Source organism: Paraclostridium bifermentans (assembly GCF_964259345.1).
In the GTDB taxonomy this organism is placed as follows: Bacteria; Bacillota; Clostridia; order Peptostreptococcales; family Peptostreptococcaceae; genus Paraclostridium; species Paraclostridium bifermentans_B.
Genome location: NZ_CAXVJR010000012.1, coordinates 1 through 15,469 on the forward strand (window position 1 = coordinate 1; position 15,469 = coordinate 15,469).

A 15,469-nucleotide genomic window follows, 5' to 3' on the forward strand; every position below is an offset into this window, starting at 1 on the left:
GTTAAGCTCTTTAGCGCCGATGGTACTTGGTGGGAAGCTGCCTGGGAGAGTAGGACGTAGCCGCGTAATCTTTTTTTTATATTTAAATTTAAAACAGATAACACATTACTAAATTTGTGTTATCTGTTTTTTACGTTTCACGTAAAACTATATTAAGTTTTTAAAATAAACGTACATAAAGCTTTATATTAAAAGCATATAAATTATAAAAATGATATAAGGTAGGTGCTTAAATATGAAGGTATATAATAGTAAAAATTTAAGAAGTGTAGCTATATTGGGACATAGTGGTTGTGGTAAGACTAATTTAGTTGAAGCCATGGCATATACTTCTAAAACTATGAGCAAGATGCCTAAGTTAACTGATAAGGTAAACATGACGTACAGTATGAATTTAGTTCCTATAGAATATAAAAACTATAAATATAACTTAATCGATACTCCTGGATATTCTGATTTCACAGGAGATGTTATATCTGCAATAAGTGCTAGTGATGTAGCAGTTATTGTAGTAGATGCAACTACTAATATTCAAGTTGGAACAGAAAAAGCTTTAGAACTTACAGGAGAAAATATACCTAAACTTATATTCATAAATAAAATAGACAATGAAAAAGCTAGATACAAAAACTTAATAGAAGAACTAAGAGAAAAATATAATAATAAGATTATACCTATGTATATGCCTATATATGAAGGTGGAAAATTTATAAAATTACATAATATATTTGAAGACATGAATAATTTATGTAATGAATTTAAAGTAGAAGCTGAATCTATAAAAGAAAGCTTAATGGAATTAATAGCAGAATCAGATGATGAAATATTAGAAAAATATTTTAGTGGGGAAGAATTGACTAATGATGATATTCAAAAAGGAATAACGATTGGAATACAGAGTGGAGATATAATACCTGTTGTATGTGGTTCTACTATAAATAATATAGGAACAGAACAAATATTAGATATTATATTAGACTATTTAGAACCTATATACAGCCACGATGAAAAAAACTTAAAAGCTAATGTATTCAAAACTATGGTTGACCCTTTTATAGGAAAAATGTCATATATCAAAATATTAGAAGGGAATTTAACTAAAGATAAAGATATATATAATATAAATAAATCTTTAAAAGAAAAAGTTTATAATCTATATACAATTAAGAATAAAGAATTAATAGAATTAGATTCTGCTAATGCAGGAGATATTGTTATTTTGACAAAGATAAATTCTTTAAAAACAGGAGATATCATATCTACAAATCAAAATGAGCAAATGGATAATTTTATAAATCTTCCAAAACCACAAATATATTTTGCAGTTAAACCTAAAAATAAAGGCGATGAAGATAAAATTAGTTCTGTACTGAATAAAATATCAGAAGAGGATCCAACTATAACTTGGAATAGAGATGTAGAAACAAAACAAGTTTTAATAGGAGGCCAAGGAGAACTTCATATAAGTATAGCTAGAAATAAGATGAAAGAAAAGTTTGGATTAGATGTAGAACTAACTGATTTAAAGGTAGCATATAGAGAAACTATAAAAGGCAAGTCAGATGTGCAAGGTAAACATAAAAAGCAGTCTGGAGGACATGGACAATATGGTGATGTAAAAATAAAATTTGAAAGATCAGAAAAAGATTTCGAGTTTGCTGAAGATATATTTGGAGGTTCAGTTCCAAAGCAATATATACCAGCAGTAGAGAAAGGTATAAGAGAATCTATGGCTAAAGGTATATTAGCAGGATATCCCGTAACAAATATTAAGGCAACTTTATATGATGGATCATATCATGATGTAGACTCATCTGAAATGGCATTTAAATTAGCTGCGAATATAGCGTTTAAAAAAGGCGTAGAGGAAGCAAAACCTATTTTATTAGAACCAATAATGAAGTTAACAATAGTAGTTCCAGATGAGTATATGGGCGATATTATGGGAGATATAAATAAAAAACGTGGAAGAATATTAGGAATGGAGCCTATAAATAATGGAAAGCAAATAATATATGCTAATGCTCCACAAGCTGAAACATTTAAATATGCTATAGATTTAAGAGCTATGACTCAAGGTAGAGGATATTTTGAGATGGAATTAGATAAATATGAAGAAGTCCCTATGCAAATAGCTCAAAAAATAATTTCAAACACGAATAATAATTAACAAAAAATAAAGGTCCTAGATTAAAATCTAGGACCTTTATTTTTATTAAGATATATTATATTGTAAATTTTATTATGAAAGATGCATAGAATAAATCAATAAAATTTAGAAAATAAAAATAACATATCTAATATTTTTTAGGAAGGGGGATAATATGTATTTTGATAAATTTACAAAAAATGCTCAGAAAGCTATAGATTACTCGATAGAGAGTGCAAAAGATTTCGGGCATAGAGTAGTTGGAACTGAACATATATTGCTAGGATTAATGAGTGTTGAAAAAGGAATAGCATTTAGTATTTTAAAAAAGCTAGAAATTAATGCAGATATATTAAGTAAAACAATAATAGATATATATGGAATCGGGATAAATGACAGCTCAGATGATATATTTTTAAGTCCAAGAAGTAAAAGTATATTAGATATATCAGCTGTATTTGCAGATAAATTAAAAAGTAACCTTATAGATACAGAACATATATTATTAGCAATTTCTCAGGAACCAAGTAGCCTAGCTATGAAAATATTAGAGAGAAATGGGATAAGTGATAAAGTATTAATTGATGAAATATCTAAAGTTTTAAATATAGATAAAATAAAAAGTTATAGTATAAACCAGTTAGAAAATAGCGATAATCAAAAAGAAAAATTTAAAATACCAACATTAGAAAAGTATGCTATAAATTTAAATGAATATGCAAAAGCTGAAAAGATAGATCCTCTAATAGGAAGAGAAAAAGAATTACAGAGAATTATACAGATTTTAAGCAGAAGAACTAAAAATAATCCAGTATTAATAGGTGATCCAGGAGTTGGTAAAACTGCAATAGTTGAAGGTTTAGCTAATAAAATTATAAAAAAAGAAGTTCCGGATTCTCTTTTAAATAAGACTATATACAATTTAGAGATAGGTGGAATGCTTGCAGGAGCAAAGTATAGAGGAGAGTTTGAAGAGAGAATAAAAAAAGTTATAGAAGAAGTTATTTCAGCTGAAGAAATAATATTATTTATAGATGAAATTCATACCATAGTAGGAGCTGGGGCAACAGGAGAAAACTCTATGGATGCATCAAATATACTAAAACCAGTTTTATCTCGAGGAGATATACAAGTTATTGGAGCAACTACAATAGATGAATATAGAAAGAACATAGAAAAGGATGTTGCTTTAGAGAGAAGATTACAAACAATATTAATTGAAGAACCTAGTAAAGAAGAAGCTATTAAGATATTAAAAGGATTAAAACTAAAATATGAATTACATCATAATGTAGAAATAACAGATAAAGCAATTAAAGCAGCGGTAGATTTATCAGATAGATATATAACAGATAGGTATTTACCAGATAAGGCTGTTGATGTAATGGATGAATCTGCATCTAGGGTAAGAATGAATAAATATAAAAAATATAACAAAATAGTAAATGATGAAATTGTTGCGGAGGTTGTAAGTTTATGGACAGGGATACCAACAATTAAAATAATAAAGTCTGAATCTAATAAACTATTAAATTTAGAGGAAATACTTCATAAAAGAGTAGTAGGGCAAGATGAAGCAGTAAAAGCTGTATCGAAGGCAGTTAGAAGGTCTAGGTCAGGATTAAAAGATCCTAAAAGACCAATAGGATCTTTCTTATTTTTAGGGCCAACAGGAGTTGGTAAAACAGAATTATGTAAAGCATTAGCAGAAGCTCATTTTGGAAATGAAAATCAAATAGTTAGAATAGATATGTCTGAATATATGGAAAAACATTCAATTTCAAGATTAATAGGATCCCCACCTGGATATATAGGCCATGATGATGGAGGGCAATTGACAGAAAAAGTTAGAAGGAATCCATATTCAGTTGTACTATTTGATGAAATAGAAAAAGCACATGAAGATGTATTTAATATACTACTACAGATATTAGATGAAGGCAGATTAACAGATTCTAAAGGTAGAACTATAGACTTTAAAAATACGGTAATAATTATGACTTCTAATTTAGGCGCAACATCTATAAAAAGTAGCAAAATAATTGGGTTTACTTGTACTTCTAATGAAAATACAATAGATGAACAAGATTACATGGGGATGAAAGACAAAATAATGTCAGAATTAAAAAGTAGATTTAAGCCAGAGTTTATAAATAGAATAGATGACATAATAGTTTTCCATAAATTAAGTATAAAAGACTTAAAAGAAATATCAGAAATAATGATAAAACAATTAATTAATAGAGTTAAAAAAATTAATATAGATTTAGATATAGAAGAAAGTGTAGTTGAATTTATAGCTAATCATGGTATTGATTTAGAATATGGAGCAAGACCTCTTAAAAGAGCTATACAGAAAGAAATAGAAGATTCTTTTGCAGAGGAAATAATAAAAGGAGAAATAAAAAAAGGTGATTGTGTAGCAATAAAGTTAGTAGATAATAAGATAGTATATAAAAGTAAGCAGAAGAATATATAAAGGAGCTTAATTAAGCTCCTTTATATATTATAAATTTACATATTAATGGTTATATATGTTAAAATTAATAGTAGAATAAAAATTACATAAGGGTGAATTTATAAATGGCAAAAATAAAGACTAAATATGTATGTCAAGAGTGTGGATATGAGAATAGCAAATGGCTAGGAAAATGTCCAGAGTGTAATAAATGGAATACATTTGTTGAAGAAATAGAAGAAAAAAAATCTAAAATCAATAAAGAGGTATTTGTTATAGATAAATCTTCGTCTAGACCTCTAAATATAAACTCTATAGAAACTATAAAAGAGCAGAGATTTTCTACTTGTATAAATGAATTAGATAGAGTTTTAGGAGGAGGAGTAGTCAAAGGATCATTAGTATTAGTTGGAGGAGATCCTGGAATAGGAAAATCAACATTACTTATACAAGTATCAAGTAATGTTGCTAATAGTGGCAAAAAGGTCTTATACATATCAGGGGAAGAATCTGCATCTCAAATAAAAATGAGGGCTCAAAGATTAGGAATACAATCCGATAATTTATATATATTCGCTGAAAATAATTTAAGTATAATAGAAGCTCATTTAGAAAGTGTAAATCCAGACTTGATAATAGTAGACTCTATTCAAACTGTATTTAGCCCAGAAATAACATCAGCTCCAGGGACTGTAAGTCAGATAAAAGAAGGTACATCTAGATTTATGAAAATTTCTAAAAAAATGGGTATATCAACCTTTGTAGTTGGACATGTAACTAAGGAAGGTGCATTGGCTGGGCCAAAAGTGTTAGAGCATATGGTAGATACAGTACTTTATTTTGAAGGAGAAAGATTTAACACATATAGATTGGTAAGAGCAGTAAAAAATAGATTTGGATCTACAAATGAATTAGGTGTATTTGAAATGAGAGAAGTTGGATTAGTAGAATTAGAAAATCCTTCAAAAATACTTATAGCAGAAAAGCCAAAAGATGTAGCCGGATCAGTTATAATTTCTACTGTAGAAGGTACTAGACCTATGTTATTAGAATTACAAGCATTAGTATCTCCTACAAGTTTTGGAATACCAAAGAGAACTGCAACAGGAGTAGATTATAATAGAGTATCATTGCTTATGGCGGTTTTAGAAAAACGTGTAGGTATGCAAATACAAAATCAAGATGTCTATATAAATGTTGTTGGAGGAATAAAAATAAACGAACCTTCAATAGATTTAGGTATTGTTATGGCTATAGCTTCTAGTTTTAGGAATATCCCTATAGATGGAAATGTAGCTATAACAGGAGAAGTAGGATTGACAGGAGAAATTAGAGCTGTAAGTTTTATAGAAAAAAGAATTGCTGAATGTAAAAAATTAGGTTTCAAAAAAATTGTTATTCCAAAGAGTAATTATGAAGCTGTTAAAGATGCAAAAGATATAGACATATGTCCCGTTGATAGTGTAAGACAAGCTATAAATATAGTATTAGGGGGGAATAAATAGACATGGATGACTTTTTTAGTGGTAAAGAAGCAATTGCTACATTAAAAATGATATCTCCTGGTACAAGCTTAAGAGTAGGAATAGACAATGTATTAAAGGCTAAAACAGGAGGTCTTATAGTTATAGCGGATAGAGATGAAGTCATGAGTATAGTAGATGGTGGATTTAACATAAATGCGGATTACTCTCCCGCATATTTGTATGAGCTTGCTAAAATGGATGGAGCAATAGTGCTAAATGGAGATATAAAAAAGATTTTATATGCAAATGCACAGCTAATACCAGACTATTCTATAGAAACCAAAGAAACAGGAACAAGACATAGAACTGCAGAAAGGGTTGCAAAACAAACAGGATGCATAGTAATTGCTATATCTCAAAGACGAAATGTTATAACTGTTTATCAAGGTGATAAAAAGTATGTAGTTGAAGAGATTTCAAAGATATTTACAAAAGCAAATCAAGCTTTGCAAACACTAGAAAAATATAAATCAGTTTTAGACCAAGCTATAATTAGCTTAAATGCATTAGAATTTAGAGATATGGTAACATTATATGATGTTGTTTTAGTAGTTCAAAAAATAGAAATGGTTATGAGAGTTACCAATATAATAGAAAAGTATATAGTTGAACTTGGTGTAGAAGGAACACTTCTAAGTATGCAGGTTGATGAATTAATGGGAACTACAAAAATAGACCAAAATCAAATTTTAAAAGATTACAAAAGAAATGATCTTACTTTAGGTGAATTTAAGAAAAAAATTATATCATTATCATCAGAAGAACTTTTAGATTTAGCAAATATAGCTAAAATATTAGGATATACAGGTTTCACAGAAAGTATGGATATGCCAGTAAGAGCTAAAGGTTATAGAATTTTAAATAAGATACATAGATTACCAAGTACTATAATAGAAAATTTAGTTAATTATTTTGAGGATTTCCAAGATATATTAAGAGCATCTATAGAAGACTTAGATGATGTTGAAGGAATAGGTGAAATAAGAGCAAAGTATATAAAAAATGGACTTATAAAAATGCAAGAGTTGTCACTTATAGATAGACATATATAAAGGATTGATACAACTTTGTTCTTGAATATAATTAACAGTTTGATTATAATAAGAAAATATTAAGGAAAAAATATAGGGGGTGAAAGTTTGTTATCGAAGATAATAAGAGTCATGATAGGAATATTAGGATTTGCACTTGGTATGACAACATACATATCAGCAGCTCAAAATTTTCCTCATCTTTCATTTGGATCAGAACTATATGGATTTATAATTTCTATAGTTGTAGGCTTAATAATAGGGGTCGTATTTTATATAATGGGACCTTGGATTATGAAAAAATCTAAAAAATTAGCTAAAGATATGGATAGGGAAATATCTAAGTATCCTCAAACAGATATAATATTAGGAGCTATAGGACTAATAGGAGGTCTTGTTATAGCTTATCTAGTAAGTCAAATAATACTAATGTTAAAAATACCGATAGTAGGAAACTTATTATCACTAATTACATATATATTCTTAGGATATTTAGGTAGTAGAATTGCATTAAAAAGTAAAGATGATATACTAAATTTAAACAAGTTAACAAGATTGGCACCTAATAGAGATAAAAACTCTAAAAAAGAAGAAAAAAGTATACCACCTAAAGTATTAGATACTAGCGTTATAATAGATGGTAGAATAGCCGAAATATGTCAAACTGGGTTTATAGAGGGAAAACTAGTAATACCTACTTTTGTACTAGATGAATTAAGACACATAGCAGATTCTTCTGATGATTTAAAAAGAGTTAGAGGTAGAAGGGGCTTAGATATACTTAATATAATACAGAAAGAACTGAAAATAGAAGTTGAAATAAGCAACAAAGATTTTGATGATATAGCTGAAGTAGATGCTAAGTTACTAAAATTAGCAGAAACATTGGGTGGGAAAGTTGTAACAAATGATTATAACTTAAATAAAGTTGCACAAGTTCAAGGTGTACAAGTTTTAAATATAAATGAATTAGCTAATGCAATAAAACCAGTAGCTATTCCTGGTGAACATATGATGGTACAGGTTGTAAAAGAAGGTAAAGAATCAAATCAAGGTATTGCATATCTTGATGATGGAACTATGATTGTTGTTGATGGTGGTAAGAAATACATGGGTGAAACTATAAGAGTTTTAGTTACATCTGTATTACAAACACCAGCCGGAAGAATGATATTTGGAAAACCTAATAAAGCAGATTAATAAAAAGTCTTCAGATTTAAATCTGAAGACTTTTTTGTATCTAATCAAATTTTTAACTTTATTAAATAATTAAAGTAATGTATATGTTAAAATGTATATAATATTGAATTTAAAAAGAGGTGATAAAAATGAATGGAGTTGTAATAGTAGCAGCAGGAACTGGGAGTAGAATGAATGCTGATATAAATAAACAATTTATAAAGTTAAATGATAAAGAAGTTATAGTACATACTATAGAAAAATTTTATAAAAATAAAAATATTAACGATATAGTTGTGGTTATAAGAGAAGATGAACAAGAATATTTTAATGAAAATATAATAAATAAATATAAATTTAATAATATAAAGATAGCTTATGGTGGAAAAGAAAGACAAGATTCTGTTTATAATGGAATAAAGAAACTTGATGATAATTGTGATGTAATACTTATTCATGATGGGGCAAGACCATTTGTTACAAACAGTATAATAGAAAATGCAATAAAAGAAGCTAAACAGCATAATGCTGTTGTAGTAGGTGTAAAAGTAAAAGATACAATAAAAGTTGTAGGTGAAAATGGAAATGTTATAGATACACCAAATAGAAGTTACTTGTGGTCTGTACAAACACCACAAGTTTTTAAGTGTGATGTTATAACAAAAGCATATGAAGATGCATATAATAACAATTACTATGGTACAGATGATGCAATGTTAGTAGAAAGAATAGGTTATGATATAAAAATGGTTGAAGGCTCATATGATAATATAAAGATAACAACGCCAGAAGATTTAAACTTTGGAGAACAAATACTAAAAAAATAAATTTAACGGAGGATAATTATGAGAGTAGGAATGGGATATGATGTTCATAAATTAGTTGAGGATAGAAAATTAATATTAGGTGGAGTTGAAATACCACATAAAAAAGGGTTACTAGGTCACTCAGATGCTGATGTATTACTACATGCAATAATGGATTCTATATTAGGAGCACTAGCTCTTGGAGATATAGGTAAGCACTTCCCTGATACAGATGAAAAATATAAGGGTGCAGATAGTATGAAATTATTAGAACATGTATATAATCTAATAAGTGAAAAAGGTTATGCTATAGGAAACTTAGATGCTACAATTATAGCTCAAGCACCTAAAATGGCTCCCCATATATCTAAAATGAGAGAAAATATAGCGCGAGTTCTTAATACAGATATATCTAATATAAATGTAAAAGCAACTACTGAAGAGGGATTAGGATTTACAGGAAGTAAAGAAGGTATATCATCGCAAAGTATTTGTTTATTAATTAACATTGACAATGGGAAATAATTACTATAAAATTTATAATAAATAAATGATATGTAAAAAGCTAAGAAGAGAAATAGTAAAAGATATTAGTTTTTACAGAGAGGAAGCAATGGTGAGAGCTTCTAAAAATAAATCTTTGAACCAGTCTCAGAGCTTAAGAATGTTAAAAAACTCTTACGGTAAGGACCGTTATATCCTATAAAGAGAGTCATTAGAATTAATTTTATGACTAACTAGAGTGGTACCGCGGAAAATATAACCTTTCGTCTCTATATTTTAGAGATGAGAGGTTTTTTTATATAAAAAATCAGGAGGGAAATAAAATGGGAAAAAATTCAAATCAATTTGTTCAAGAGATAACACCAATGGAAGTTGACTTTCCACAATGGTATACCGATGTAATAACAAAAACAGATTTAGTTGATTATGCACCAGTTAAAGGATTTATGGTTATAAAGCCATATGGATATGCTATATGGGAAAATATCCAGGGTTATTTAGATAAAAGATTTAAAGAAACTGGACATAAAAACTGTTATTTTCCATTACTAATACCAGAAAGTTTATTAACAAAAGAAGCAGAACATGTTGAAGGATTTGCACCAGAGGTTGCATGGGTTACACACGGGGGACATAAAGAATTGGAAGAAAGATTATGTGTAAGACCAACTTCAGAAACTATAATATGTACAATGTACTCTAAGTGGTTAAAATCTTACAGAGAACTACCATATTTATATAATCAGTGGTGCTCTGTTGTAAGATGGGAAAAAACTACTAGACCATTCCTAAGAACTTCAGAGTTTTTATGGCAAGAAGGGCACACATTACATGAAACGTCTGAAGAAGCACAAGATGAAACTATAAAAATATTAAATATATATAAAGATATGTGTGAAGAATTACTAGCAATGCCAGTTGTATCAGGACAAAAAAGTGAAAGTGAAAAGTTTGCAGGAGGAGAAAGAACGTATACTATAGAGGCATTAATGCATGATGGTAAAGCATTACAATCAGGTACGAGTCACTTCTTAGGTCAACATTTTACTAAAGCATTTGATATAACATTTGCTGATAGAGATAGCAAACTAGCTCACCCATACCATACTTCTTGGGGGGTATCGACTAGACTTATAGGTGGACTTATAATGACTCATAGTGATAATAGAGGTTTAGTGTTACCACCAAGAGTAGCACCTACTCAAGTTGTTATAGTTCCTATAGCTGCAAAAAAAGGAAATGTAATGGAAAAGGTTGATGAACTATATGCAAACTTAAAGGATAAAGGGATAAGAGTTGAAGTAGATGATAGAGTTAATTACTCTCCGGGGTGGAAGTTCAATGAATGGGAAATGAAAGGTGTACCTGTTAGAGTAGAAATAGGTCCAAAAGACATAGAAAATAATCAAGCAATGATATTTAGAAGAGATTTATTAGAAAAAGATCCGATGTCATTAGATAATATAGAGGAATCAATAGAAGCTTTATTGGAAGATATTCATAAAACATTATTAAATAAAGCAACAACTCATAGAGAAGAACACACATATGAAGTTAAAGATATGAATGAATTTAAAAAGGCAATAGAAGAAACTCCAGGATTTGTTAAAGCTATGTGGTGTGGAGATGCTGAGTGTGAGAAACATATAAAAGATGAAACAGGAGCTACAATAAGATGTTTACCATTTGAGCAAGAAAAGCTAGGTAATAAGTGTTTATATTGTGGTAAAGATGCAGATAAGATGGTATATATAGCAAAAGCTTATTAAAATAAGAATTAAGGGCGTTGACAAGGGAATTTAATTGCTATAAAATAATAGCATCAAATTGTAAATGTACAAAAGCAAAGAAGAGAAATAGTAAAAGATATTAGTTTTTACAGAGAGGAAGCAGTGGTGAGAGCTTCTAAAAATAAATCTTTGAACCAATCTCTGAGCTTAGGAATGGTAAAAAATTCTTACGGGAAGGACCGTTATATCCTATAAAGAGAGTCATTGAATTTATGACTAATTAGAGTGGTACCGCGGAAATATAACCTTTCGTCTCTATTAATTTAGAGATGAAGGGTTTTTTTTATAAATTTAAAATATAGGAGGACGTTAAAAATGAAAATGTCAAGAATGTTTATGCCTACTTTAAGAGAGGTTCCAGCAGATGCAGAGATAACAAGTCATCAATTAATGATGAGAGCTGGGATGATAAAGAAAATGTCATCAGGAGTATATAATCAATTACCTATGGGTATAAGAGTTTTCAAGAAAATAGAAAACATAATAAGAGAAGAGTTAAATAAAAAAGGATGTCAAGAAATAATATGTTCAGCATTAATACCATCAGAATTATGGCAAGAGTCTGGAAGATGGGATGTAATGGGAGCTGAAATGTTTAGATTAAAAGATAGAAATAATAGAGATTACTGTCTAGGACCTACTCATGAAGAAGTTTTTACAGATATAATTAGACAAGAAGTTAACTCATATAAGCAATTACCTTTAAATTTATATCAAATTCAAACTAAGTATAGAGATGAAAGAAGACCAAGATTCGGAGTTATGAGAACTAAGTCTTTCACAATGAAGGATGCATATAGTTTTGATATTGATGAAGCTGGTTTAGATAAATCATACCAAGATATGTATGAAGCATACACAGAAATATTTAGAAGATGTCAATTAGAAAATAGTCCTGTTCAAGCAGATTCAGGAGCTATAGGTGGATCGACTTCAGCAGAATTTATGGTTAAGTCACCAGTAGGAGAAGATGAAATAGTATTCTGTAGTGGATGCGATTATGCAGCTAACATAGAAAAAGCTCATTCAGTAGATGATTTAAAAGCTAAAGAAGATATGAGAGAATTAGAGCCTGTTCATACTCCAGGAGTAACTACTATAGAACAATTATGTGAGTTCTTTAATACAACAGCTGATACTTTTGCAAAAACTTTAATATATGAAGCTGATGGAAAAACAGTTGTTGTTTTAGTAAGAGGAGATAGAGATGTTAATGAAGTAAAAGTAGCTAATGCTATAGGTGAAGTTATAGAGTTTGATTTAGCGAGAGAAGAAGTAGTAAAAGAGTTAACTAATGCAGAAGTTGGATTTGCTGGACCTATAGGAATGAAGGCTGATTATATATTCATAGATAAAGAAGTAGCAGAGCAAAGTAATATAGGTGTTGGTGGAAATAAAACTGACTACCATATAAGAAATGCTAATTTCGGAAGAGATTTTGATGGAATAGTAGGAGATTTTAGAAACGTACAAGTAGGAGATAAATGTACTTGCTGTGGCGCTGAATTAGAAATAGCTAGAGGCGTAGAAGTTGGACATATATTTAAACTAGGAACTAAGTACTCTGAAACTATGGGTGCAACTTTCATAGATAAAGATGGAAAGAGTAAACCAATAGTTATGGGATGTTACGGTATAGGTGTAGAAAGAACAGCTGCGGCAGTAATAGAGCAGCATAATGATGAAAATGGTATAAAATGGCCTTTAGCAATAGCTCCATATCATGCAGTTGTAGTTCCAGTAAATATAAAGAAAGCTGAGCAAATGGAAGCTGCTGAAAAAATATACAAAGAACTTCAAGAAATGGGTGTAGAAGTCTTACTTGATGATAGAGATGAAAGAGTTGGAGTTAAGTTTAAAGATTCAGAGTTAATAGGTATTCCTATGAGAATAACTGTTGGAAAAGATATAACAGATGGTAAAGTTGAGTATAAGTTAAGAAATGAATCTGAAAAAGAATTAATAACTTTAGATGAAATAAAAGATAAAGTTAAAGCTGAATTTGTCAAAAATGAGGTTAAATTAGGATAATTTTTATAAATAGTATATATAATCCACTAAGTTATTAACATTTTTAATAAAATGTGGATATATATACTATTTAATTTTTGTTTAAAATTAAATTTATCCACAGATTATAAAAATATAAAATTAAGTATAAAATATGGTATTTATATTATAAAGATTGAATAAATTTGGTATTATAATAGATATTGATATTAATTAAGGAGGTAAGAATATGAACGTTAGAGTAAGATTTGCTCCAAGTCCGACTGGATTTGTACATATAGGTAGTTTAAGAACGGCTTTATACAACTATTTATTTGCAAAAAGAATGGGTGGAGAGTACATATTAAGAGTTGAAGATACTGATAGAACAAGAATAGTTGATGGTGCTATAGAGAATATGTTAGAGGCTATGGCATGGGCTGGAGTTAACCATACAGAAGGTGTGGTACTAAATGAAAATAAAGAAATAACTCAAGTTGGACCATATGGACCATATATACAATCAGAAAGATTAGATATATACAAAGACTATATACAACAGTTATTAGATAGTGGGAAAGCTTACTACTGCTTCTGTTCAAAAGAGAGATTAGATGAAGTAAGAGAGAAACAAAAAGAAGCTGGTGAAACTCCAAAATACGATGGACACTGTAGAAACTTATCAAAGGAAGAAGTAGAAGCTAAGTTAGCAGCTGGAGAAGAACATGTAATAAGATTAAGATTACCAGAAAATCATGTTATAAAGTTTACAGACTTAGTAAGAGGAGAAACAGAATTTAATACTGATGAATTAGATGATCAAGTATTAATAAAAACAGATGGATTCCCTACTTACCATTTTGCAGTTGTAGTAGATGATTATATGATGAAAATAACTCATGTTATAAGAGGTGAAGAGTGGATATCATCAACTCCTAAACATGTATATTTATATGAAGCATTTGGATGGGAAGCTCCAACATTTGTACATCTTCCAAATATACTTAATAAAGAAAAGAAAAAATTAAGTAAGAGACATGGGGATGTAGCAGTAGAAGACTTTAAGAAAAAAGGATATTTACCAGAAGGATTAGTTAACTATGTAGCTTTAGTTGGATGGTCTCCAGAAGATAACCAAGAGTTATTCACAATGAAAGAATTAGAAGAGCACTTCTCTATAGAGAGAGTATCTAAGAGTGGTGGAGTATTTGATACTGATAAATTAAATTGGGTTAACCAACATTATATAAAAGATGCATCAGATGAATATATAACTGATTTAGCTATACCGTTCTTAATAGAAGCAGGATATATTACAGAAGAAGACGTTAATAATAGATATGAATTTGTAAAAGGTATGGTTTCTGTTGTTAAAGAAAAATTACAGTATGTTAAAGAAGTTACAGATCATGTTAATATATTCTTTGGAGATGAAGTTAAGCTTGAAACTGAAGAATGTGCTGAGTTCTTAAAATTAGAGCATATACCAACATTAATAAATGCATTAGAAGAAAAAATAACTGCAGCAGATGAAATAAGTGAAGAATTCTTTAAAGCTATGTTCAAAGAGATACAAAAAGAGCATGGAATAAAAGGTAAAAACTTATTCATGGGAACTAGAGTTATATTAACAGGACAAATGCATGGTCCAGATTTACCAAAGGCAGCAGCTGTTATAGGTAAACAAACTTGTTTAAATAGAATTAAATATGTAAAAAATAATTTATTATAAAAATAAGACTCATCTTAATAAGATGGGTCTATTTTTATTTTGTAAAATATATAGCTAAAATAGAGGAGTTTGATATTCTTAAACTTAATATATAAAAATAGTTAGATTTTAAATCTATATTTTTAGGAGGCAGACATGCGAATAAATATTAATGAAATAAAGGAGGATTTAAATCAACTTTGTAAAGACTACATAAATATAATTAATAAAATGAAAGAAAATAATATTATAAATAATGAGACGTATGTAAAGTGTATGTCAAATAAGATTGAGTTTTTAGAAACTAAAGAAAAACTGTAAAAGTA

Annotated in this window: 11 protein-coding genes and 2 other annotated features; all 11 genes read left to right on the plus strand. The window is 29.1% G+C overall.

Going from position 1 to position 15,469, the window contains the following annotated elements; translation table 11 throughout:
• Positions 1-235: 235 nt before the first annotated feature.
• The 11 genes from ACEXNK_RS16390 to ACEXNK_RS16440 all read left to right on the plus strand — a co-directional run bounded on the left by ACEXNK_RS16390 (position 236) and on the right by ACEXNK_RS16440 (position 15,464).
• A complete protein-coding gene (locus ACEXNK_RS16390) occupies positions 236-2,170 on the plus strand; it encodes an elongation factor G (protein ID WP_373600627.1) in 1,935 nt (644 codons plus the stop codon).
• Positions 2,171-2,324: 154 nt separating this feature from the next.
• Positions 2,325-4,628: an ATP-dependent Clp protease ATP-binding subunit gene (locus ACEXNK_RS16395; RefSeq protein ID WP_373600628.1), complete on the plus strand. Its 2,304-nt coding sequence runs from the start codon at positions 2,325-2,327 to the stop codon at positions 4,626-4,628.
• 104 nt (positions 4,629-4,732) lie between these two features.
• The gene (gene radA / locus ACEXNK_RS16400) at positions 4,733-6,112 is read left to right on the plus strand and encodes a DNA repair protein RadA (protein WP_373600629.1); all 1,380 of its coding nucleotides are present in this window, start codon (positions 4,733-4,735) and stop codon (positions 6,110-6,112) included.
• Positions 6,113-6,114: 2 nt separating this feature from the next.
• Positions 6,115-7,185, plus strand: a complete 1,071-nt coding sequence (gene disA, locus ACEXNK_RS16405; RefSeq protein ID WP_373600630.1) for a DNA integrity scanning diadenylate cyclase DisA — start codon at positions 6,115-6,117, stop codon at positions 7,183-7,185.
• Between the two features lie 87 nt (positions 7,186-7,272).
• The gene (locus ACEXNK_RS16410; RefSeq protein ID WP_373600631.1) at positions 7,273-8,364 is read left to right on the plus strand and encodes a PIN/TRAM domain-containing protein; all 1,092 of its coding nucleotides are present in this window, start codon (positions 7,273-7,275) and stop codon (positions 8,362-8,364) included.
• A 128-nt stretch (positions 8,365-8,492) separates the two neighbouring features.
• Complete coding sequence (gene ispD / locus ACEXNK_RS16415; RefSeq protein ID WP_373600632.1) at positions 8,493-9,170, plus strand: 2-C-methyl-D-erythritol 4-phosphate cytidylyltransferase; 678 nt, start codon at positions 8,493-8,495, stop codon at positions 9,168-9,170.
• 18 nt (positions 9,171-9,188) lie between these two features.
• On the plus strand, positions 9,189-9,674 hold the full coding sequence (gene ispF, locus ACEXNK_RS16420) for a 2-C-methyl-D-erythritol 2,4-cyclodiphosphate synthase (RefSeq protein WP_373600633.1): 486 nt from the start codon (positions 9,189-9,191) through the stop codon (positions 9,672-9,674).
• A gap of 33 nt (positions 9,675-9,707) precedes the next feature.
• Positions 9,708-9,927: a binding site (T-box leader), on the plus strand.
• Between the two features lie 49 nt (positions 9,928-9,976).
• Positions 9,977-11,422, plus strand: coding sequence for a proline--tRNA ligase (proS, locus tag ACEXNK_RS16425; protein WP_373600634.1), 1,446 nt, complete (start codon positions 9,977-9,979; stop codon positions 11,420-11,422).
• Positions 11,423-11,490: 68 nt separating this feature from the next.
• Positions 11,491-11,703, plus strand: a binding site (T-box leader).
• Positions 11,704-11,758: 55 nt separating this feature from the next.
• Entirely contained in the window at positions 11,759-13,474 is a 1,716-nt protein-coding gene (locus ACEXNK_RS16430; RefSeq protein ID WP_373600635.1) for a proline--tRNA ligase, read from the plus strand.
• Positions 13,475-13,682: 208 nt separating this feature from the next.
• A complete protein-coding gene (gene gltX, locus ACEXNK_RS16435; protein WP_373600636.1) occupies positions 13,683-15,164 on the plus strand; it encodes a glutamate--tRNA ligase in 1,482 nt (493 codons plus the stop codon).
• Positions 15,165-15,299: 135 nt separating this feature from the next.
• A complete protein-coding gene (locus ACEXNK_RS16440; RefSeq protein ID WP_373600637.1) occupies positions 15,300-15,464 on the plus strand; it encodes a hypothetical protein in 165 nt (54 codons plus the stop codon).
• Positions 15,465-15,469: the final 5 nt, after the last annotated feature.